General features: G+C 60.9%; 24 protein-coding genes. 18 read left to right on the top strand and 6 right to left on the bottom strand.

The window, feature by feature from the left end:
• Positions 1-41 precede the first annotated feature (41 nt).
• Complete coding sequence (locus HS961_RS22905) at positions 42-5,114, top strand: ExeM/NucH family extracellular endonuclease (protein WP_182325704.1); 5,073 nt, start codon at positions 42-44, stop codon at positions 5,112-5,114.
• A gap of 251 nt (positions 5,115-5,365) precedes the next feature.
• Here HS961_RS22905 and HS961_RS22900 read toward each other — a convergent pair whose 3' ends face one another.
• The 4 genes from HS961_RS22900 to HS961_RS22885 all read right to left on the bottom strand — a co-directional run bounded on the left by HS961_RS22900 (position 5,366) and on the right by HS961_RS22885 (position 9,192).
• Entirely contained in the window at positions 5,366-6,646 is a 1,281-nt protein-coding gene (locus HS961_RS22900; RefSeq protein WP_182325703.1) for an aspartate carbamoyltransferase, read from the bottom strand.
• A gap of 157 nt (positions 6,647-6,803) precedes the next feature.
• Positions 6,804-7,637, bottom strand: a complete 834-nt coding sequence (gene proC / locus HS961_RS22895) for a pyrroline-5-carboxylate reductase (RefSeq protein ID WP_182325702.1) — start codon at positions 7,635-7,637, stop codon at positions 6,804-6,806.
• A 138-nt stretch (positions 7,638-7,775) separates the two neighbouring features.
• Positions 7,776-8,966 carry an esterase-like activity of phytase family protein gene (locus HS961_RS22890; protein ID WP_182325701.1) on the bottom strand — a complete coding sequence of 397 codons (1,191 nt, stop codon included), beginning with the start codon at positions 8,964-8,966 and terminating at the stop codon, positions 7,776-7,778.
• The gene (locus HS961_RS22885) at positions 8,926-9,192 is read right to left on the bottom strand and encodes a hypothetical protein (protein ID WP_182325700.1); all 267 of its coding nucleotides are present in this window, start codon (positions 9,190-9,192) and stop codon (positions 8,926-8,928) included. The genes HS961_RS22890 and HS961_RS22885 overlap by 41 nt, the downstream gene beginning before the upstream one ends.
• Between HS961_RS22885 and aqpZ the strand changes: the two genes are divergently transcribed.
• Positions 9,179-9,880 carry an aquaporin Z gene (gene aqpZ, locus HS961_RS22880; protein ID WP_182325699.1) on the top strand — a complete coding sequence of 234 codons (702 nt, stop codon included), beginning with the start codon at positions 9,179-9,181 and terminating at the stop codon, positions 9,878-9,880. The genes HS961_RS22885 and aqpZ overlap by 14 nt on opposite strands.
• Before the next feature lie 69 nt (positions 9,881-9,949).
• Here the strand turns inward: aqpZ and glpK are convergent, their stop codons facing one another.
• Positions 9,950-11,443 carry a glycerol kinase GlpK gene (gene glpK, locus HS961_RS22875; RefSeq protein WP_182325698.1) on the bottom strand — a complete coding sequence of 498 codons (1,494 nt, stop codon included), beginning with the start codon at positions 11,441-11,443 and terminating at the stop codon, positions 9,950-9,952.
• Positions 11,444-11,511: 68 nt separating this feature from the next.
• Positions 11,512-12,285 carry a DeoR/GlpR family DNA-binding transcription regulator gene (locus tag HS961_RS22870; protein ID WP_182325697.1) on the bottom strand — a complete coding sequence of 258 codons (774 nt, stop codon included), beginning with the start codon at positions 12,283-12,285 and terminating at the stop codon, positions 11,512-11,514.
• Between the two features lie 358 nt (positions 12,286-12,643).
• On the opposite strand from HS961_RS22870, the gene HS961_RS22865 reads away from it, so the two are divergent.
• The 16 genes from HS961_RS22865 to rpsD all read left to right on the top strand — a co-directional run bounded on the left by HS961_RS22865 (position 12,644) and on the right by rpsD (position 21,629).
• Positions 12,644-14,245 (top strand): glycerol-3-phosphate dehydrogenase/oxidase, encoded by a 1,602-nt coding sequence (locus tag HS961_RS22865; RefSeq protein WP_182325696.1) that lies wholly within the window; start codon positions 12,644-12,646, stop codon positions 14,243-14,245.
• Between the two features lie 226 nt (positions 14,246-14,471).
• Positions 14,472-14,840, top strand: coding sequence for a 50S ribosomal protein L14 (rplN, locus tag HS961_RS22860; protein WP_182325695.1), 369 nt, complete (start codon positions 14,472-14,474; stop codon positions 14,838-14,840).
• 12 nt (positions 14,841-14,852) lie between these two features.
• Positions 14,853-15,170: a 50S ribosomal protein L24 gene (gene rplX / locus HS961_RS22855; protein WP_182325694.1), complete on the top strand. Its 318-nt coding sequence runs from the start codon at positions 14,853-14,855 to the stop codon at positions 15,168-15,170.
• A 10-nt stretch (positions 15,171-15,180) separates the two neighbouring features.
• A complete protein-coding gene (gene rplE / locus HS961_RS22850) occupies positions 15,181-15,729 on the top strand; it encodes a 50S ribosomal protein L5 (protein WP_182325693.1) in 549 nt (182 codons plus the stop codon).
• Positions 15,730-15,737: 8 nt separating this feature from the next.
• Positions 15,738-16,043 (top strand): 30S ribosomal protein S14, encoded by a 306-nt coding sequence (gene rpsN, locus HS961_RS22845; RefSeq protein WP_182325692.1) that lies wholly within the window; start codon positions 15,738-15,740, stop codon positions 16,041-16,043.
• Positions 16,044-16,061: 18 nt separating this feature from the next.
• Positions 16,062-16,457 (top strand): 30S ribosomal protein S8, encoded by a 396-nt coding sequence (rpsH, locus tag HS961_RS22840; RefSeq protein WP_182325691.1) that lies wholly within the window; start codon positions 16,062-16,064, stop codon positions 16,455-16,457.
• Positions 16,458-16,483: 26 nt separating this feature from the next.
• Positions 16,484-17,017 carry a 50S ribosomal protein L6 gene (rplF, locus tag HS961_RS22835; RefSeq protein WP_182325690.1) on the top strand — a complete coding sequence of 178 codons (534 nt, stop codon included), beginning with the start codon at positions 16,484-16,486 and terminating at the stop codon, positions 17,015-17,017.
• Positions 17,018-17,028: 11 nt separating this feature from the next.
• Positions 17,029-17,394: a 50S ribosomal protein L18 gene (gene rplR, locus HS961_RS22830; RefSeq protein WP_182325689.1), complete on the top strand. Its 366-nt coding sequence runs from the start codon at positions 17,029-17,031 to the stop codon at positions 17,392-17,394.
• Between the two features lie 15 nt (positions 17,395-17,409).
• A complete protein-coding gene (rpsE, locus tag HS961_RS22825; protein WP_182325688.1) occupies positions 17,410-17,928 on the top strand; it encodes a 30S ribosomal protein S5 in 519 nt (172 codons plus the stop codon).
• Between the two features lie 11 nt (positions 17,929-17,939).
• The gene (gene rpmD, locus HS961_RS22820; RefSeq protein WP_182325687.1) at positions 17,940-18,122 is read left to right on the top strand and encodes a 50S ribosomal protein L30; all 183 of its coding nucleotides are present in this window, start codon (positions 17,940-17,942) and stop codon (positions 18,120-18,122) included.
• 11 nt (positions 18,123-18,133) lie between these two features.
• Positions 18,134-18,565 carry a 50S ribosomal protein L15 gene (gene rplO / locus HS961_RS22815; protein WP_182325686.1) on the top strand — a complete coding sequence of 144 codons (432 nt, stop codon included), beginning with the start codon at positions 18,134-18,136 and terminating at the stop codon, positions 18,563-18,565.
• Between the two features lie 21 nt (positions 18,566-18,586).
• Positions 18,587-19,906, top strand: a complete 1,320-nt coding sequence (gene secY / locus HS961_RS22810; protein ID WP_182325685.1) for a preprotein translocase subunit SecY — start codon at positions 18,587-18,589, stop codon at positions 19,904-19,906.
• Between the two features lie 93 nt (positions 19,907-19,999).
• The gene (gene rpmJ, locus HS961_RS22805; RefSeq protein WP_003050535.1) at positions 20,000-20,113 is read left to right on the top strand and encodes a 50S ribosomal protein L36; all 114 of its coding nucleotides are present in this window, start codon (positions 20,000-20,002) and stop codon (positions 20,111-20,113) included.
• Between the two features lie 22 nt (positions 20,114-20,135).
• Entirely contained in the window at positions 20,136-20,501 is a 366-nt protein-coding gene (rpsM, locus tag HS961_RS22800) for a 30S ribosomal protein S13 (protein WP_182325684.1), read from the top strand.
• An 18-nt stretch (positions 20,502-20,519) separates the two neighbouring features.
• Positions 20,520-20,924 (top strand): 30S ribosomal protein S11, encoded by a 405-nt coding sequence (gene rpsK, locus HS961_RS22795; protein WP_182325683.1) that lies wholly within the window; start codon positions 20,520-20,522, stop codon positions 20,922-20,924.
• An 81-nt stretch (positions 20,925-21,005) separates the two neighbouring features.
• A complete protein-coding gene (rpsD, locus tag HS961_RS22790; RefSeq protein ID WP_182325682.1) occupies positions 21,006-21,629 on the top strand; it encodes a 30S ribosomal protein S4 in 624 nt (207 codons plus the stop codon).
• Positions 21,630-21,651 lie beyond the last annotated feature (22 nt).

Genomic DNA, 21,651 nt, shown 5'->3' with positions numbered 1-21,651 from the left:
GCGACAAACGGAGGTTGTTTGCCACTCCCTCTACTGCTGCCATGTTTGCCCTTCGCTCCATCTCCTCTGCATGCCGCGCCAGCGTGCGTGCATCCCAAGGCCTTTCGCTAGCCGCCGCATTGCTGCTGGCTGCCAGCGTGCTGCCTGCTTCGGCCCAAACCACCCTTGCCGCTGGTGAAGTCGCCGTCGTCGGTTTTACGTCGACCGATCCCGATTCCGTCAGCCTGGTGTTGTTGCGCGATATCGAGGCTGGCACCGTCATCAGCGTCACGGACAGAGGCTGGACAAGTGCTGGCGCGTTGCGCCCGGGCGAGGGCACCCTGGTATGGACGGCCAAGGATGCCCTCCCTGCCGGCACCGTCGTCAAGATCAGCAGTGCCATCAAGAGCCCGGTAGCCAATTACGGCACGGTTACTTCCACCGGCAGCTTTAACCTAGCCGGTGGCGGTGGTGACAGCGTGCTGGTGTATCAGGGCTCGGAAGCTGCCCCGCTGTTCTTGTATGCAGTGAACAATGTGACGTCGGGCGCCTGGGACAGCAACGCTGCTGACTCCAATACCTCGGCCTTGCCACCCGGTCTGACGAATGGCAGCACCGCAGTCGCGCTGAAGAAACAAAATGACTTCGCCTATGACAGCAGCAAGGGCGCGACCGAGGGCACCGCATCAGACCTGCTATCTGCCATCAGCACGGCCGCTAACTGGACGGGCGCCGGCACTGAAGTCACGAAGATGACCGTGATCGACCCGGATGCGGGCGATACGGCCATGTTCACCCAGCTGCCCAGCTCCACGGCTGGCGGCTCGGATGCCTCTGCCGGCATTGCGCTCGACGCCAGCTACATGGTGGTGGGCGACGACGAAGGCAATGTGCTGCGCGTCTACCCCCGTGGCGGTGGTACAGCCGTCAAGGAATGGGAATTTGGCTCCTATCTTGGTATCGGATCTGAGGAGCTGGATCTGGAGGCAGGCACCCGCATCGGCGATACCCTGTATTTCACCGGCTCGCACAGCAACAAATCCGCTGGTGCCGAGGCCAACAACCGCGAGCATCTGTTTGCGGTCAATGTGACAGGTACCGGCGCCAATACAGCGTTCAGCTTCGTGGGCTACTACAGCCAGCTCGAAACGAACCTGAACACCTGGGACAGCAGCAATGCGCATGGCAAGGGCGCCAACAACTACGGTTTTGTGGCCTCGTCGGCCGACAAGGTGCCACCAGAGTCTCCTGCAGGCTTCTCCATCGAAGGCATGGCGGCGACCGCTGATGGTCAACTGCTACTGGGCTTCCGCGCGCCGTTGGCCAGTGCCCAGCTGCGCAACCGCGCGCTGATCATCCCGATCACCAACCCGACTGAGATGGTTGGCGCCAAGACTGCTCCGGTGTTTGGTGCACCGATCGAGCTGAACCTGGGTGGTCGCGGCATCCGTGACATGCAACGCACCGGCGACGGCAAGTTTCTGATCCTCGCGGGCCCTCCGGGCAAGGCCGATGATGCCGTCAATACCAACTTTGCGCTGTTTGTCTGGAACGGTCCCGGCACGACCGATGTGCAGCAACTCGACAATGTGCTGGACAACCTGCGCCGCACAACGGGCGGCAGCTTTGAGACCCTGGTCAGCCCCGCCAGTACCGACAAGGGCACAACGGTGCAGCTGCTGCAGGACAACGGCGACACCATCTGGCCCGGCAAGGGCTCGGTCTCCAAGGACCTGCCTTTTGCAGAGCAGCAGTTCCAGGGCAACACCATCAAGCTCGGTGGCCCGGTGGCTGCGGACACCATTGCTCCCGTGCTGCAAAGCAGCAGCCCGCTGCAAAACGCGGTGGAGGTCGGCAAGACCGCCGTCGTGCGTCTGCAGTTCAGCGAAACCGTGCAGCGCGGCAGCGGCAATATCTCGCTGATGGACGGTAGCACGGTGGTCGCCACGGTGCCGATGACCGATGCGCAAGTGACCATCGATGGCAGCGCGCTGAGCTTCAAGTACAGCGCGGGCTACCAGCCCGGCAAGACCTACAGCCTGGTGCTGCCCGCCGGTGCGGTGCAGGACATGGCCGGCAACGCCTTGGCCGCCGAGCAGAAGCTGACCTTTACCGTCAGCAGTGCCGTGGCAGCGACGGCCAAGGTGCTGATCTCCGAGGTCAACTCCAATGCCGACGGCGGCGATTTCTTTGAGCTGTACAACTACGGCACTACGCCCGTGGACCTGACCAACTGGGGCTGGACCGACAGCAGCGGCGCAGTGCCTAGCAGCTTCCCTGCCGGCACCAGCCTGGCCGCCGGTGCGCGGCTGGTGGTGTTGAACGAGACCACGCCCGAAGCCTTCCGCACTGCCTGGGGTCTGGATGCCGGCACAGCCGTCATCCTGGTCGCCGGTCAGGGACTGGGCAAGGCCGATGCGGTACTGGTGTACGACAACAATGGCTACGTGGCTGCGGCGATGAACTATGGCATCGCCAATTTGGCGGCGACAGACGGCTCGACCGTTGCGCCTGCCAAGAACTCTAACGGCACGACGGCGTTGGCAGACAGCCACGCTGGCGCTGCGGTGCGCAATGCGGGTACCACGGTAGGCAATGGGGTGTCGGCCGTCTGGGATGGCAAGTCTACTACCGAGCCGCGCTATACCGCTGCTGCAGTCGGTGCGCTTGACGGCTTTGCCCAGCCAGCCAAGCCTGCCAATATCGGCTCGCCCGGCTACGCGCAGAACCTGGCACCGGTGGTCACGACCCCCATCTCTGCCGTGCAAGGCTCGGGCGATGAGTCGCCACTGGTGGGCCAGTCTGTGACGGTGCGCGGCATCGTGACTGCCTACCTGCCGGAGCTCAGCGGCTTCTACATCCAGTCGCTGCCGGAAGACGACGACAACAATGTCGAGACTTCCGAAGCCGTGTTTGTCTACTACGGCAACACCCCGATCGCCGGCGTCAGCGCTGACAGCGTGGGCCAGGCGGTGCAACTGACGGCCACTGTCGCCGAGTTCCGAGGCCTGACCCAATTGGCTGGCAGCATTCTGAACTTCAGCGTGCTCAACGGCGGCGCCAAGCAGGCTCTGCCTGCGATGGTGGAGCTGAAACTGCCGATGGCCAACTATGCCAACTGGGAGCGCTACGAAGGCATGCGCGTGCGCATCAGCGGCAGCACCGGCCCGCTGGTGGTGACCGACAACTACTACCTGGGCCGCTACGGCACGGTCAGCTTGAGTGACAGCGAAAAGCTGGTGCAGTACACCGAGCTGAATGCACCCAGCGTGGCAGGCAATACCGCCTATCTGGAGACCGTCAAGCGCAGCCATATCGTGCTGGACGACGGCAGCAGCAAGCAAAATCCGGCCACGGCGCTGGGTCGCAATGGCGAGGACCTGAGCGCCAGCAACACTTTGCGTGCGGGCGACAGCACCTCGTCGATTGAAGGCATTCTGGACCACTTCATCGATACGACGGCGGGTGCGCACCAAACCAGCTACCGCGTGCAGCCGCTGCAAAAGCCGGTCTTCACCGGTGCCGCGCGACCAACAGTGGCCGACCTGCAGCAGGCCATCGGCAGCCCGACGGTCAAGGTGGCATCGGCCAACGTGCTGAACTTCTTCACGACCTTCGGTGCGACCAAGTTCAGCAACCCCTATGGTGATTCGCTGGAAGGCCGTGGCGCAGACAACCAGGTGGAACTGACTCGCCAGACCGACAAGATCGTCAGCAACCTGCTGGGACTGGATGCCGATGTCTACGGCCTGATGGAAATCCAGAACAACGGCTTTGATGGCACGAGCGCTTTGGCGGCCTTGACCCAGGCTATGAATGCCAAGCATGGCAGCGATGTCTATGACTATGTGAAGGGACCCTTCAACGCTGGCGGCAACAAAACAGCGGTGGCTGCAGGGCGCGACGCGATCAGCGTGGCTGTGCTGTACCGCAAGGACCGGGTGACCCCGGTCGGCGTGCCGGCAGTGCCCGATGAGGCGCAGTACGATGCCTTCAACGCCAGCTATGGCAACCGTGTGCCGCTGGCCCAGACCTTTGAGAAGACGCTGGCGGGCGGCGGCAAGGACCAGTTCACCGTGGTGGTGAACCACCTCAAGTCCAAGGGCAGTGTCAACGACCCGGATATCGGTGATGGCCAGGGCGCCAACAACCAGTCGCGCTCACGTGCTGTGCAGCAACTGCAGACCTGGCTGGCCGGCAACCCGACGCAAGCGGGCAACGGCAAGAATGTGCTGATGGGCGACTTCAATGCCTACGCCAAGGAGGATCCGATTTCCTTCCTGGAAGGCCATGGCTACCAGAAGCTGGGCGTGGGCCAGTACTCGTACAGCTTCCAGACCCTGTGGGGCTCGCTGGACCATGTGTTGGTCAGCAGCGCACTGAGCAGCCAGGTGGGCAAGGTGGTCAAGTGGCAGATCAATGCGGAAGAACCACCGGTGCTGGACTACAACACCAACTTCAAGAGCGCTGGCCAAGTCACCTCGTTCTATGCGTCTGATGCTTATCGCTCCAGCGACCACAACCCGATTGTGCTGGGCCTGAACCTGGAAGGGGCGCCCGTTGATCCCGAGCCGGAGCAGAACTTTACGGTGGAACTGCCAGCCGGTGGCGCTGGTGGCAGCGTTGCAGTGCAGTGGAGTAGTGCAGATGCCTGCCGCCTGGCAGAAGCGCCCGTTGCTGTCTCGGCTGCCTCGCTGGGCGCCTTGCCCAACGGCCTGAGCGTGCCTTACGGCGCCCTGCAGTGGACGGCCACCGGCTGCGCCATTGGTGGCAATGGCACCATGAGCATCAGCTACCCAGCGGCCTTGCCGGCCAATGCCAAGTATTGGAAGTTTGGCCCCACCAAGGCCAATACCACACCGCATTGGTACAACCTGCCATCGACTGTGAGCGGCAATATGCTGACGGTGCAGATCGTGGACGGTGGTGATGGGGATGACGACATGGTCGCCAACGGCCAGATCGCGGATCCAGGTGGTGCTGGCTGGTTGGCCGATGTGCCGGTTGATCCAGGTACCCCAGGCGCAGGTAGTGCCGTACCGGTGCCGACCTTGGGCCTGTGGAGCCTGTTGAGCCTGAGCGGCTTGCTGGGCCTGCTGGCTGCGGGTCGCCGCCGTCTCGGTCTGAGCCGCTAAGTGGGCGATACCCTGCGGCCCTGGGCCGCAGGGGCCTCCACACGGTGCCGAAGGACTTGCTTGCAAGTCTTTTTTCATGCCCGGCAGCCAGCGGTGTACAACCGGCAGACGCCAAAAACGCAGACAAAAAAGCGGCCATCAAGAGATGGCCGCTAACACTGGAGTCGCAGGAAAAAACGCTAATTTTTTCGACGCATTGCGTGGGTGCTTCGAAAAAATGTCTCAAATCATGGTGTTGTGTAAGACAGAGTTTAATCCAAAGTATCAAACACTGCATCATCCGGGCCTACAAAAGCCGGAGAGCGCCAGGTGACATCGCGCAAATTACGGGCAATCTGGCTCTCCACGCCCATCAAAACCGCAAACAAGGCCATGCGCACAGGGATGCCATTGTCGGTCTGGCGGAAGATGGCCAGGCGCGGATCCAGGTTCAGGTCGGTGGACAGGTCATTGGCACCGGCGCGGGCATCGCGCGGCAGCGGGTGCATGATGATGGTGTCGGGTTTGCAGACGGCATCGACCAGCGATTTCTGCACCTGGAACTCCGGCGTGTAGCCCTCGATGTTCTCACCGGCGAAGCGCTCTTTCTGGATACGCGTCGCATAGACCACATCGGCGCCTTTGAGGTCTTGCAGCGAGGTCGAGACTTCCACCACATGGCCATTGGTCGAGGCCAGCTCGATCAGGTAGGCGGGCATCTCCAGCGAGCTGGGCGAGATCAAGGTGAACTTCATGCCCTTGTAGAGCGACAGCAGGCGGATCAGCGAATGCACCGTGCGGCCGTACTTCAGATCGCCGACCATGGCGATATGCGCGCCATCCATCAGCTTGCCCAGGCGCGAGAACTCGCGCTGGATGGTGTACATATCCAAAATCGCCTGGCTGGGGTGCTCGCCCGGGCCGTCGCCGGCATTGATGACGGGGATGTTGGTGGCGCGCGCAAACTCGGCCACCGAGCCTTGCTCGGGGTGGCGGATGACCAGCGCATCGACATAGCCAGCCATCACGCGGCTGGTGTCATAGATCGATTCGCCCTTGGCCATCGACGAGAAGGTGAAGCCGGTGGTGTCGCAAACCGAGCCGCCCAGGCGGCTGAAGGCGGCGCCAAAGCTTACCCGGGTGCGGGTGCTGGCTTCAAAGAACAGGCTGCCCATGACGGCGCCTTCGAGGACGCGGCAGACCTTGTGGCGGCGGGCAATGGGCTGCATCACATCGGTGATGCGGAACAGCTCTTCGAGGCTCTCGCGCTCAAACTGCGCCACCGACAGCAGCTGCGGCCGGCCATCGGCGGACATGCGCTCGGCCAGCGGGCGGTGGTGCTTCTGGGCATCGTGGCCTTCGGCTTCGCGGAACAGGATTTCGGAGACAAACTTCTGCGCCATGTCGGGCATCGCGCGGGCTTCGCCCGAGGCCTCGGGCAGCAGCCAGGTGTCCAGGGTGCGGCGGCGCACGCCCAGGCGCTCGGCAAAGGCGTCGCGCGTCAAGTTCAAACGGCGCATTGCGTCGCGAAGAAAATCCTGTTGGCTGTCCATGGCCGGGCTCCGATGCAGAGGTATGAATGCGGCTGAATTATACGCTTTGCGTTTGACTTTTGTGTGAAATATACGCAATGCGTTGAGCTTTTGTGCTGCCGTCGTCAGCGCATCCAGCTGCGCCCGCCTCGGCGGAAGGCGGGCGCTGGCGCAGGGCTTAGCCGCCGAATTCGTCGCCCAGCGCCTTGGCGCGGCGCTCGGCGGCATGCATGGCGCCGACAAAGTGGGCAGCGATGTCCGCGCCCCGCATATGTTCCAACGCAGCAAAGGTGGTGCCGCCCTTGCTGGTGACCCGCTCGCGCAGCACCGAAGGGGATTCCGGCGATTGTGCGGCCAGGGCCGATGCGCCACTGAAAGTGCCAATCGCCAGTTGCAGTGCCTGGTCGGCGGGCAGGCCCATCTCCACACCGGCTTGCTGCATGGCTTCCAGGAAATAAAAGACGTAAGCGGGGCCTGAACCCGACAGGGCCGTGACTGCATCGAGTTGCGACTCCTGCTGCACCCAGAGCAACTGGCCGGTGGTGCGGATGATCTGCTCGGCCAGTTGCTGCTGGGCGGCGCTGACCTGCGGGCGCGCGAATAGCCCCGTCATACCCTGGCCCACCAGCGCCGGGGTATTGGGCATGGCGCGCACGATCTGGTCATTGCCCAGCCACTGGGCAATGCTGTCGCTGCGGATGCCAGCGGCCACGCTCAGGTGCAGGGCATGGCGGCTGTAGTCGGCGACGGCGGCAGCGGCCTCGGCAAAGGTTTGTGGCTTGACGGCCCAGACAAACACCTGGGCCTGCGCCAGGCTGCTGTCCGCTGCTGGCAGCGCGCTGATGCCAAATTGCTGTTGCAGGGCTTGGCGCTGGGGCGCGTAGGGCTCGACGACCTGGATGCGGTCTTGGGGCAGGCCTTGGCGGATCAGGCCGCCGATGATGGCGCTGGCCATGTTGCCGCCGCCGATAAAGGCAATGGCGGGGAATTGGGACAGATCGGTAGTGGACATGGCGGCAGGTGCAAGCAAAGAGAAAAAGAGGCCCAAGCAGCGCGGGCTGGTGTGGCTGCCACTATAGCGGCGGCCTGCGCAAAGCTCAAACGCCTCGCGCGGCAGGCCATGCGGGGCGCACAGGTTTTGCTATCAATTTCAATTGCGATGCGATTGGCCAGGGTTGCTGGCAGCGCCCGCGCAGGCCGGCGTTTCAACCAAGGCCAGGAACTGTGTCACCTGCGCCGGGTTGAAATTGTTGTCGCTGACCAGCAGCATCACGCGCTCGCCACTGGCCAGGCGAGGGCCCCAGGTCATGCCTTCCAGGTTGTCCACCGTTCGCAGGCCCAACTGCGCAAAATCCAGCAGCAGCTCTTTGTGGGCCGGTGTGTATGCAGCGTCCTGCAAGCTGTCGATCGCCAAGGTGTCGCTGGCCGCCTCGGTGTTGATGCGGTAGAGGCGGGCGGAAAAACCGGCTCCCAGCACATAGGCACGCTCCAGCACCAGCAGGTGGTCGGGGCCGTCGGCCAGGATCTCGCTGACGCCATTGATGGCGATCAGTGGCAGCAGCAGGTTGTCCTTGGGCAGTGCGTCGGGGATGTAGGCGATCTGCCGCACAGGCTGCTGGCTGGCCAGGTTGTACTGCGTGATGCGCAGCGGCCCGCCGATCTGGCCCCGGCGCGGCAGCGCGCCGTCCTGGCGCAGGGCGCCTTCCATCGACAGCCACAGGCTGCGCTGGTCATCACTTATCGCGATGCCCTCCAAGGTCATGTTGTTGCGTGGCCCCCGGCCGGTTTCGGGTTGCAGCGGGCCTTGCAACAGATCGGGTAGCGGCCAGGTTTTTTGCCAGCTGCCATCCAGCCCGGCCTGCTGCAAAGAGGGGCCAAAGCCCCGCGCAAAGTCGCCTTCGCTGCTCCAGATAACGCTGCGCCCACCGGGCAGCAGCCGCAGTGCTTCAGGGTCTGGCACCGCAGTATCGGCCGCTGCGCTGCGGCTGCTGGGGTAGGGTGCGCCGGCGGGTGTTTGCAGGTACTGCTGGCCAATGATGCTGACTTGCTGCAGGCCGCTGGCGTCATAGCGGATGCGGGCCCGGTACCAGCGGGCGTTGTCCTTGGCCGAGCGGTCATCGCTCACCAGGTAATAGCTGTCGTCGCCAGGGTGGTAGTCGATCGAGGAGAGCCCGCCAATGGGCGTGCCAGCCCAGGCGGTATCCAGTGGCCAGCGCTGTTCGCCCAGCAGTTGCAGAGCGGGGCTGCCGGGTTGGTGGCAGGCGACGGCGGTAGCGGTAGGTGGGGAGGCAGGCGGATGCTCAGGCTCTGGCGAGGTCCTGCAGCCGGCCAGCGCCAGCATCACCAGGCACAACGGTAGGGACCGGATCGGTTTCGCCGAATAATGTATTTGGATATTGATTTTCATAGCTTTTTACCAAGTGTAGCCTCCTTATCAGCCCGGCAATTGTTGACATTTTTAAACGCGAATCGCTACTTATCATCTCGGCTGCCAAGGCCTGTAGGTGCATGCGCTGCATGCCATGGGCCAGGGCCATGACGGGGGTGGAGAAAATGACATCAAACATACAGAAATGGTCGGCGGAATGCCTGGGAACGTTCTGGCTGACGTTTGGCGGTTGCGGCAGCGCGGTACTGGCTGCTGCCTTTCCGGAGGTGGGCATTGGCTTGTTGGGCGTGTCGCTGGCTTTTGGCCTGACGGTGCTGACCGGCGCCTATGCCTTTGGCCCGATCTCGGGAGGCCACTTCAACCCGGCGGTCTCGGTGGGTCTGACGGTAGCGGGTCGCTTCAAGGCGTCTGAGCTGCCGGGCTACATCATTGCCCAGGTGCTGGGCGCCATCGTGGCTGCCGGTCTGCTGTACCTGATTGCCAGCGGCAAGGCAGGCGCCCAGGTCACGGACCTGGCGACCAATGGCTTTGGTGAGCACTCGCCAGGCAAGTTCTCGATGCTGGCAGCACTGCTGACCGAGGTGGTGCTGACGGCGGTGTTCCTGCTGGTGATTCTGGGCTCGACCACCAAGAAGGCGGCTGTGGGCTTTGCCGGCATGAGTATTGGCCTGTGCCTGACCTTGATCCACCTGATCTCGATCCCCGTGACCAATACCTCGGTCAACCCCGCACGCAGCACCGGCCCGGCGCTGTTTGGCCCGGCTATCGCGCTGGAGCAGCTGTGGTTGTTCTGGCTGGCCCCGATCGTGGGCGCCGTGATCGGTGCACTGATCCACCGCGCCTTGTTGCGTGGCGACGAGGAATAAGGCGACACAGCGTGAAGGCATAGACAGAAACAGGGGCCGCGGCCCCTGTTTTTGTTGTGAGGCGGCGGCTTATCGCGCCGTGGTTTGGCGCACGGCCTGCTCCCAACGCGCCATCAGTGCATCGGCACGCGCCTTGTCCTGGGTGGGCGTGAAGCGGCGCTCGGCCTTCCACAGGGCGGACAGCTCTTCGCTGTTTTGGTAGATGCCGGTGGTCAGGCCCGCGAGGTAGGCGGCGCCCAACGCGGTGGTCTCCACGCAGGCGGGGCGCACGACGGGAATGCCCAGCAAATCAGCCTGGAACTGCATCAGCAGGTTGTTGACACTGGCGCCGCCATCCACCCGCAGCTCGCTCACCGGCTGACCGCCATTGGCGACGGCATCCAGGCTCATGGCCTGGAGCAGTGCGGCGCTTTGGTAGGCGATGGATTCAAGCGCGGCCCGGGCGATATGGGCCACCGTGGTGCCCCGGGTCAGGCCAGTGATGGTGCCCCGGGCGTCCGCATCCCAGTAGGGTGCGCCCAGGCCGGTAAAGGCGGGCACCATCATCACGCCGCCGCTGTCGGGCACGCTCTCGGCCAGCTGCTGCACCTGACCGCTGTGCTCAATGGCGCGCAGGCCATCGCGCAGCCATTGCACGACGGCTCCCCCGACGAAGACGCTGCCTTCCAGGGCAAATTGCGGCCTGCTGTCGGTCTGCGCTGCGCTGGTGGTCAACAGGCCATTGCGCGATGCGTGGAACTGCGTGCCCGTGTGCATCAGCATGAAGCAGCCGGTGCCATAGGTGTTCTTGGCCATGCCTGGCGCAAAGCAGGCCTGGCCAAACAGCGCACTTTGCTGGTCGCCGGCCATGCCGCCGATGTGGATGGCAGCGCCCAGCACCGGGGCGGCGGTATCGCCAAAATGGCTGGCCGAGGGCTGCACCTCGGGCATCAGCGAGCGCGGAATGTTCAACAGGTCCAGCAGGTCCTGGTCCCAGCTGTTGCTGTGCACATTGAAGAGCATGGTGCGGCTGGCGTTGCTCACATCGGTGACATGGCGCTGGCCCTGGGTCAGTTGCCAGACCAGCCAGGTATCGACCGTGCCAAAGGCCAGCTCGCCACGCTCGGCGGCGGCGCGCGCGCCGGGCACATGGTCCAGCAGCCACTGCAGCTTGGTGCCCGAGAAATAGGCATCGACCAGCAGGCCGGTCTTTTGCTGGATACGGTCGGCATGGCCATCGGCGCGCAACTGGGCACAGACGGGCTCGGCCCGGCGGTCCTGCCAGACCAGCGCGTTGTGGATCGGTTGACCGGTCTTGCGGTTCCAGACGATGGTGGTCTCGCGCTGGTTGGTGATGCCCAAACTGGTGATCTGGCTGGCGCTGATGCCGGCGGCTTTCAAAGCCTCTTGCGCCGTGGCCAGTTGGGTGCCCCAGATCTGCATCGGGTCATGCTCGACATGGCCGGGGCGGGGGTAGATTTGCGGCAGCTCGCGCTGGGCCTGGGCCACGATGGCGCCCTGGCGGTCAAACACAATAGTGCGGGAGCTGGAGGTGCCCTGGTCCAGGGCGAGCAAATAGGTCATGTCTCAAGGCCGGTCTGTGCCGGTAAATCAATCAATTCAACAAAACTGCCGGTGAAAGTGTCTGGCGGTCAGGCGACGGTGCAGCGCACATGCGCTTCCTGCAGCAAGCGGGGGAAGGGGTCAGGCGGCGGCGCGTCGGTGAACAGGCGGTCGATGCGCGAGAGCGGGCCCACCTCCACCATCGCGGGCCGGCCAAACTTGCTGTGGTCAGCGGCCATCCAGACTTCACGCGCCTGGTCCATGATGGTCTGGGCCACTTTCACCTCGCGGAAGTCATAGTCGCGCAGGCTGCCATCCGATTCAATGCCGGAGATACCGATGAGCGCAATGTCCACGCGGAACTGGCGGATGAAATCGACCGCCGCCTCGCCGATGATGCCCCGGTCCCGGCCGCGCACCACGCCGCCGGCGACGATCACCTCGCAGTCCGGGTTGCTGCTCAGGGTTGCGGCCACGTTCAGGTTGTTGGTGATGATGCGCAGGCCCCGGTGCTGCATCAGCGCGCGGGCAATGGCCTCGGTGGTCGTGCCGATATTCAGGATCAGCGAGCAGTTGTGCGGCACCTGGGCGGCCACCGCCTGGGCGATGCGGGTCTTGCCATCGGCATTGAGGGCTTCGCGCTGCTGGTGGGCGAGATTTTCGGTGGTCGAGTTGGGTACGCGCACGCCGCCGTGAAAGCGGGTGAGCACGCCCGCTTCGGACAGCCTTTGCACATCGCGGCGCACGGTTTGCAGGGTGACGCCCAGGAAGGCAGCCAGCTCCTCGACGGTGGCCGAGCTGCGGCGCTGCACCTCTTGCAAGAGCAGCAGTTGGCGAGGATTGCTGTTGTAGAGCTCCGTCATGGCGTGGATCTGAAACGAATAAAAACGAAAAACTCCCGCCAATATAGTCCAAAACGCAACAGCTCCGCGCGCTCTCTGCCTGCTGCGAGCCGCTGCGGACTAGGTGCCACTGGCCATGGCACAAGCGTTGGCTTGTCATCAGATTGGCATGCTGCGCTGGCATGCTATGGCGTTTTAGCCTCGATAAGCGCGTGATAAATTTATCGAAAGCGAACAAAAAAGATCAAAAACGAATAAAATTTAGAAAGAAAAGCGCAAAAGCGAAACCTGTTTCAGGGCTTGGGCGTATTATTTTTTGCAGTGTGCCGGGCTCCATTCGCCCAGCGCTGCAGCTATCTGACCTTACTTCCTACCTCGCATGTCCACTGCTGCTGCCACACCGCTGTCTGTTCACCGTACCGATTTGCTGGCCCGGCTCGGGGCTACGCCGGTGTTTGACCTGGTGGTGGTCGGTGGGGGGGCGACCGGCCTGGGCGTTGCGCTGGATGCAGCGGCACGCGGCTTCAAGGTCGCGCTGCTCGAGGCGATGGACTTTGCCAAGGGCACCTCCTCCCGCGCCACCAAGCTGGTGCATGGGGGGGTGCGCTACCTGGCCCAGGGCAATATCTCCCTGGTGCGTGAGGCCTTGCACGAGCGCACCACCTTGCTTAACAACGCGCCACATATTGCCCAGCCGCTGGCCTTTGTGATGCCTTCTTACAAGATGCTGGACACGCCGTTCTATGGCATCGGGCTCAAGATGTATGACGCGCTGGCGGGCAAGGCTGGCCTGGGCTCGACGCAGTTCCTCTCCGCAGGCGCTACGCGCCGCCTGCTGCCCACCGTGCAAAACAAGGGGCTCAAGGGCGGGGTCAAGTACTGGGATGGGCAATTCGACGATGCCCGCCTAGCGATCGCGCTGGCCCGCACCGCGGCTGCCAAGGGCGCCTTGCTCGTCAACTACTGTCCGGTGACCGAGCTGATCCAGGAAGAGGGCCGGGTGGCGGGCGTGGTTTGCAAGGATGCGGAATCCGGCCAGCGCTACACCGTGCGTGCGCGCTGCGTGGTCAACGCCACGGGCCCCTGGGTCGACCACCTGCGCCAGCAGGATGCCGAGCTGATGGGCAAGCCCGTCAAGCCGATGGTGGCGCCCAGTCAGGGCGTGCATCTGGTCGTGGACCGAGATTTCCTGCCGTCAGACCATGCCTTGCTGGTGCCCAAGACGGCCGACGGCCGCGTGCTGTTTGCCGTGCCCTGGTTGGGCAAGGTGATTTTGGGCACGACCGACACCCCGCGCCATGACCTGGCGCGCGAACCCCGTCCGTTTGAGGAAGAGCTGAATTTCATCCTGAGCGAGGCGGGCAAGTACCTCAGCCGCGCACCGACGATGGCCGATGTGCGCAGCATGTGGGCTGGCCTGCGTCCGCTGGTCAAGCCGCAGGACGACGATGGCGAAAACACCAAGGGCATCAGCCGTGAGCACACGGTGCTGACCAGCAAATCCGGCATGGTGACGGTAACGGGCGGCAAGTGGACCACCTACCGTGCGATGGCCGAAGATGTGCTGGATGCCTGTTTTGACGCCCAGCGCCTGCCCCGCAAGCCCGGTGGGGTGACCGTGCATTTGCCGCTGGTCGGTACGCCGGCATCGGGCCGTGCCCAGCACAGCATGCACATGGCGCAGGGCATGCATTCCTACGGCAGCGAGGCAGACTTTATTGCGAGCTTGCCGGGTGCCGAGGTATGGCTGGCCAATGGCCTGAGTGAAGCGATGGTGCGTTTTGCAGCACGCTGCGAATACGCGCGCACCGTGGAAGACGTGTTGGCGCGCCGCAGCCGCCTGCTGTTCCTGGATGCGCGCCTGGCGGCCAAGCTGGCGCCGCGGGTGGCCGAAATCTTGCAGGAAGAATTGGGGTCGGATACGGCGCTGACCGCCTTCCTGGTGCTGGCGCAACAGTACGCCGGCGAAAAAGTGGCGTAAAAATACAAATTTATCGCTGGTTTGGGTGCGCACTCTTGACGGAGTGTGTTAGCCCTGTCAGAATAGAGGGCTTCGCGTTTATTGCGCGAGGTTTCTGCCCAGGAGAAGCATCGTAAATGGTTGCGGTGTGGACGACGGGCCCAAGACTGACTGGCTGCTTGGCTGTCCATGAGGATTAATTCTTATTGGGCTGTCAGGTCTGCTGGTGCAAGTTGGGAATATTGAAATGATCCAGACAGAATCTCGACTCGAGGTTGCCGACAATACCGGCGCGAAGTCTGTCCAGTGCATCAAAGTGCTGGGTGGTTCGCACCGTCGCTATGCGAGCGTTGGTGACATTATCAAGGTGAGCGTAAAAGAAGCTGCTCCACGTGGTCGCGTCAAAAAAGGCGAGATCTACAGTGCAGTAGTGGTGCGTACCGCAAAGGGTATTCGCCGTCCTGACGGTTCGCTCGTCAAATTTGATGGCAATGCCGCTGTGTTGCTCAACGCCAAGCTGGAGCCTATCGGCACCCGCATCTTCGGCCCCGTGACCCGTGAACTGCGTACCGAAAAGTTCATGAAGATCGTGTCGCTGGCACCTGAAGTTCTCTAAAGGAATAGCACCATGAACAAGATTCGCAAGGGCGACGAAGTTATCGTGCTGACCGGCCGAGACAAGGGCAAGCGCGGCGTTGTGACGTTGCGCGCTGACGACTCCCACCTGTTGATCGAAGGCATCAACATGGTGAAGAAGCACGTCAAGCCAAACCCCATGAAGGGCACCAACGGCGGTATCGTGGACAAGGCTATGCCTATCCACCAATCCAACGTGGCTATCTTCAATGCGGCAACCGGCAAGGCTGATCGCGTGGGCATCAAGGTGAACGCCGACGGCGCACGTGTTCGCGTGTTCAAGTCCAATGGCGCTGAAATCGCAGCCTAAGGAGTAAGACATGGCAAACGTTGCACGACTGCAAAAACAATTCCGTGAGCAAATTGCTCCCGAACTGATGAAGAAGTTCGGCTACACCTCCGCTATGGAAGTGCCTCGCCTGACGAAGATCACCCTGAACATGGGTGTGAGCGAAGCCGTCTCCGACAAGAAGGTGATGGACAACGCCGTGGCTGACCTGACCAAGATTGCTGGTCAGAAGCCTGTGGTGACCAAGGCCAAGAAGGCTATCGCTGGTTTCAAGATCCGCGAAGGCCAAGCTATCGGCTGCATGGTGACCCTGCGTGGCGTTCAGATGTATGAATTCCTGGACCGTTTCGTCACCGTGGCTCTGCCCCGCGTGCGTGACTTCCGTGGTATTTCTGGCCGCGCCTTTGATGGCCGTGGCAACTACAACATCGGCGTCAAAGAACAAATCATCTTCCCTGAAATTGAGTACGACAAAGTCGACGCACTGCGTGGTCTCAATATCAGCATTACGACGACTGCGAAGAATGACGACGAGTGCAAGGCACTGTTGCAGGCTTTCCGCTTCCCGTTCAAGAACTGAGGTGATGCATGGCTAAACAAGCACTGATCCAACGCGAACTGAAGCGTGAAAAGCTGGCTGCCAAGTATGCAGTCAAGTATGCAGAACTGAAGGCCATCGCCGGCGACGCTAAGCGTTCCGACGAAGAGCGCGATGCAGCCCGTCAAGGCCTGCAAAAGCTGCCTCGTAATGCAAACCCTACGCGCCAACGTGCGCGTTGCGAAATCACGGGTCGTCCCCGTGGCACTTTCCGTCAATTCGGTCTGGGCCGCGCCAAGATTCGTGAACTGGCATTCGTCGGCGCCATTCCAGGCGTGACCAAGGCCAGCTGGTAAGCAGTCAGGAGATTAAACATGAGCATGAGTGATCCAATCGCTGACTTGCTGACCCGTATCCGTAACGCACAAATGGTGTCGAAAGCCGTTGTTCTGGTTCCTTCTTCCAAAGTGAAGGTTGCCATTGCACAGGTTTTGAAGGACGAGGGTTACATCGATGGCTTCGAAGTGAAGACCGAAGATGGCAAGTCTGAACTCGCAATTACCTTGAAGTACTACGCCGGTCGCCCAGTGATCGAACGTATCGAGCGCGTAAGCCGTCCTGGCCTGCGTGTTTACAAGGGCTACACAGCAATTCCACAGGTCCAAAACGGCCTGGGCGTTGCCATCGTGACCACGCCTAAGGGTGTGATGACCGATCGTAAAGCGCGCGCTGCCGGTGTCGGCGGTGAAGTGCTTTGCTATGTGGCTTAACGTGGCATTGAAGGAGAAATACTGACATGTCCCGTGTAGCAAAAATGCCCGTGAGCATCCCACAAGGTGTGGATGTCTCCATCAAGGAAGACCAAATCAGCGTCAAGGGCGCAGGCGGCACGCTGCTGCTGACCCCTAACGTGCTGGTGAAGGTTTCCAACAACGACGGTAAGCTGGCTTTCGAGCCGGTGAACGACTCCCGTGAAGCCAATGCCATGAGCGGCACCATGCGTCAGCTGGTGAACAACATGGTGGTTGGCGTGAGCAAAGGCTTCGAAAAGAAGCTGTCCCTCGTCGGCGTGGGTTACAAAGCCGCTGCTTCTGGCAGCAAGCTGAACCTGAGCGTTGGTTATTCCCACCCAGTCAACTTTGAAATGCCTGCTGGCATCACCGTGGCCACCCCTACCCCTACGGAAGTGGTGATCAAGGGTGCTGACCGCCAACGCGTTGGTCAGCTGGCAGCTGAGATTCGTGCCGTTCGCCCTCCTGAGCCCTACAAGGGTAAGGGCATCCGTTATTCGGATGAGAAGGTCACGATCAAAGAGACTAAGAAGAAATAAGGAGCTGCATCATGTTGAACAAGAAACAGCAGCGTCTTCGTCGTTCCCTGCAAACCCGTATCCGCATTGCCAACCAAGGCGTTGCGCGTTTGACGGTGAACCGTACGAACCTCCATATCTATGCCACGATCATTTCTGGCGACGGCACCAAGGTAATTGCTACCGCATCTACGGCAGAAGCCGAAGTGCGCGGCAACCTGGGCGCTGCCGGCAAGGGTGGCAACACCGCCGCAGCTACTTTCATCGGCAAGCGCATCGCTGAAAAAGCGAAGGCCGCTGGCGTTGAAAAGGTTGCATTCGACCGTGCAGGTTTTGCCTACCACGGCCGCGTCAAGGCTCTGGCTGATGCAGCCCGCGAAGCCGGCCTGCAGTTCTAAGCGGAGTGGATAGAAATGGCTAAATTTTCCCCCAAAGTGCAAGACCAGGCGAATGACGACGGTTTGCGCGAAAAAATGATCGCGGTCAACCGCGTCACCAAGGTTGTGAAGGGTGGTCGTATTCTCGGCTTCGCTGCACTGACCGTGGTTGGCGATGGTGACGGCCGCGTTGGCATGGGCAAGGGCAAGTCCAAGGAAGTGCCTGCTGCCGTGCAGAAGGCTATGGAAGAAGCCCGTCGCAACATGATCAAGGTGTCGCTCAAGAACGGCACCCTGCATCACAAAGTGATGGGTCACCATGGCGCTGCCAACGTAATGTTGGCTCCTGCTCCCAAGGGTACCGGTATCATCGCCGGCGGCCCAATGCGCGCCGTCTTCGAAGTTCTGGGTATCACCGACATCGTGGCCAAGAGCCATGGTTCGTCGAATCCCTACAACATGGTTCGCGCCACTTTCGACGCTTTGAACAACTCCACGACCCCTTCGGAAGTGGCAGCAAAGCGTGGCAAGTCGGTTGAAGACCTGTTCGTCTGATCGGAGTCACTATGACAACGCAACAAACTGTGAAGGTCCAACTGGTGCGTAGCCCGATTGGTACCAAGGAAGACCACCGCGCCACCGTGCGTGGTCTGGGTCTGCGCAAGCTGAACAGCATCAGCGAACTGAAGGACACCCCTGAAGTGCGCGGTATGATTAACAAGATCGCCTACCTGGTGAAGGTTATCTGAAAGGATTGATGATGGAACTCAATAGCATCAAGCCTGCAGCAGGTGCCAAGCACGCTAAGCGTCGCGTGGGTCGCGGCATCGGTTCGGGTCTGGGTAAGACCGCCGGCCGTGGCCACAAGGGTCAGAAATCGCGTTCGGGCGGCTACCACAAGGTAGGCTTCGAAGGCGGTCAGATGCCTTTGCAGCGTCGTCTGCCTAAGCGCGGCTTCAAGTCCACCACGTTGAAATTCAACGCCGAAGTGTCCCTGACTGCTCTCGAGCAGCTGGGCGCTGCGGAGGTGAACCTGGTTGTGCTCAAGCAAGCCGGTCTGGTTGGCCAACGCGCCAAGGTAGTCAAGGTAATCAACACGGGTGAACTGTCCAAGGCTGTCAAGCTGAACGGCATTGGCGCCACTGCTGGTGCCAAGGCTGCGATCGAAGCTGCTGGCGGTAGTCTCGCCTAACCTTTTCTGAAAGATTCATCAGTGGCTACGAACACCGCAACTATTGCAAAGACCGGTAAATACGGCGATCTGCGTCGTCGTTTGGTTTTTCTGTTGCTGGCGCTGATCGTCTACCGCATCGGAGCTCATATTCCGGTGCCTGGTATCGATCCCAACCAGTTGCAGCAGCTGTTCAATGGCCAACAGGGTGGCATTCTTAACCTGTTCAACATGTTCTCGGGCGGAGCGCTCTCGCGCTTCACCGTGTTTGCCTTGGGGATCATGCCGTACATCTCGGCATCGATCATCATGCAATTGATGACTTACGTCGTCCCGACATTCGAACAGATGAAGAAAGAGGGCGAAGCCGGTCGTCGCAAGATCACGCAGTACACCCGTTACGGTGCACTGGCGCTTGCGCTCTTCCAATCGCTGGGCATTGCCGTAGCGTTGGAAGGTACTGCTGGCTTGGTTCTCAGCCCCGGTTTCGGGTTCCGTCTTACCGCCGTGGTCAGCTTGACCGCCGGTACGATGTTCCTGATGTGGTTGGGTGAACAGATCACCGAGCGTGGTTTGGGCAACGGAATCTCGATTCTGATTTTTGCTGGTATCGCTGCGGGTCTCCCCAGCTCCATCGGTGGATTGCTCGAATTGGTGCGTACTGGTGCGATGAGCATCATTGCCGCGATCTTCATCGTTCTCGTAGTGGCAGCCGTGACGTACTTCGTCGTGTTTGTCGAGCGTGGACAGCGAAAGATCCTGGTGAACTACGCGCGCCGTCAGGTTGGAAACAAGGTGTATGGTGGCCAGTCTTCGCACTTGCCACTGAAGCTGAACATGGCAGGTGTGATTCCTCCCATCTTCGCTTCCTCGATCATCTTGCTGCCTGCCACTGTTGTGAACTGGTTCAGCGCTGGCGAATCGATGCGTTGGCTCAGGGACATTGCTAGCACGTTGACTCCTGGTCAACCGATCTATGTGATGTTCTATGCCGCAGCGATCATCTTTTTCTGCTTCTTCTATACGGCCTTGGTTTTCAACAGCCGCGAAACGGCCGATAACCTGAAGAAGAGTGGTGCCTTTATTCCCGGGATTCGCCCAGGGGATCAGACAGCACGTTATATTGATAAGATTTTGGTGCGTTTGACCCTCGCAGGTGCTGTTTACATCACCTTCGTGTGTCTGCTGCCAGAGTTCTTGATCCTGAAGTACAACGTTCCGTTCTATTTCGGTGGCACTTCCTTGTTGATCATCGTGGTGGTGACCATGGACTTCATGTCCCAGGTCCAAAACTACATGATGTCTCAACAGTACGAGTCGCTCCTGAAGAAGGCGAACTTCAAGGCCTCAGCCAAAAACTGAGATCGACAGGAAAGTGTGCCCTCCAGTCTGTTCGGGCTAAATATTTGAAATGCCGTCACGGACTGGAGCGGATGGAAGTTTTAGGAGAATGAAATGAGAGTTTCAGCTTCGGTAAAGAAGATTTGCCGTAACTGCAAGATCATCCGTCGCAAGGGTGTCGTACGCGTGATCTGCACCGACCAGCGCCATAAGCAGCGCCAAGGTTAATCTAAAGTATTAGAGGACACAAATGGCACGTATTGCTGGTATTAACATCCCTCCGCACAAGCATGCGGAGATCGGCCTGACCGCTATCTATGGCATTGGTCGCACCACCGCTCGCAAGATCTGCGAAGCTTCCGGTATCGACTACTCCAAGAAAGTCAAGGACTTCACGGACGCTGATCTGGAAAAGATCCGCGACGCAATCGCTCACCTGACTCTGGAAGGTGACCTGCGCCGTGAAACCACGATGAACATCAAGCGTTTGATGGACATCGGCTGCTACCGCGGTTTCCGTCATCGTCGTGGTCTGCCCATGCGTGGTCAGCGCACCCGCACCAATGCCCGTACCCGTAAGGGTCCGCGCAAGGGCGCAGCGGCTTTGAAGAAATAAAGAGATTGAAGGTACACAATGGCTAAGTCTCCTGCAAATAACGCAGCTGCTCGTGTACGTAAGAAGGTTCGCAAGAACATTTCTGACGGTATTGCACACGTTCACGCTTCGTTCAACAACACCATCATCACGATCACCGACCGCCAAGGCAATTCCCTGTCTTGGGCTTCGTCGGGTGGCCAGGGTTTCAAGGGTTCGCGTAAGTCGACGCCTTTTGCAGCCCAGGTTGCTTCCGAAGTGGCCGGCCGTGCTGCCATGGAACAAGGCATCAAGAACCTGGACGTCGAGATCAAGGGCCCCGGCCCAGGTCGCGAGTCTTCGGTGCGTGCCTTGGGTGCACTGGGCATCCGCATCACGTCGATCTCCGACGTGACGCCAGTCCCGCACAACGGCTGCCGCCCTCAAAAGCGTCGTCGTATCTAACTCACCATAAGCCCACCGCCGCCAGCGCATGGTGCTCTGGCGGCTCCCGCATTTATGCGGTAGCTGAAAAAAGGAAATCAAGTGGCACGTTTTATTGGCCCTAAGGGCAAACTTTCCCGCCGCGAAGGCGTAGACCTGTTCCTGAAGAGCGCACGTCGCTCTATCGCGGACAAGGTCAAGCTGGACACCAAGCCAGGTCAACACGGCCGTACCTCCGGCACGCGTACCTCGGACTACGGTCTGCAACTGCGTGAAAAGCAAAAAGTCAAGCGCACCTACGGTGTGCTGGAGAAGCAATTCCGCCGTTACTTCGCTGAAGCAGACCGTCGCCGTGGCAACACCGGCGCCAACCTGCTGAGCCTGCTGGAAAGCCGTCTGGACAACGTGGTGTACCGCATGGGCTTTGGCTCGACGCGCTCCGAATCGCGTCAGCTGGTGTCCCACAAGGCCATCACCGTGAACGGTCAATCCGTCAACATTCCTTCCTACTCTGTGAAGGAAGGCGACGTGGTTGCTGTGCGCGAAAAGTCCAAGAAGCAAGCCCGTATCATTGAGTCGCTGCAACTGGCCGGTCAAGTGGGCTTCCCCGCTTGGGTGGACGTGACGGCCGACAAGGCTGAAGGCGTCTTCAAGAAGGCTCCTGACCGCGATGAATTCGGTGCAGACATCAACGAATCGCTGATCGTCGAATTGTATTCTCGTTAATTTCACAGTCGTTTTTTCGACT

Origin of the sequence: Comamonas piscis, from assembly GCF_014109725.1 — a bacterium.
Classification (GTDB): domain Bacteria; phylum Pseudomonadota; class Gammaproteobacteria; order Burkholderiales; family Burkholderiaceae_C; genus Comamonas; species Comamonas piscis.
Note: the sequence above shows the minus strand (reverse complement) of the source record. Positions and strands in the feature narration are given on the sequence as shown.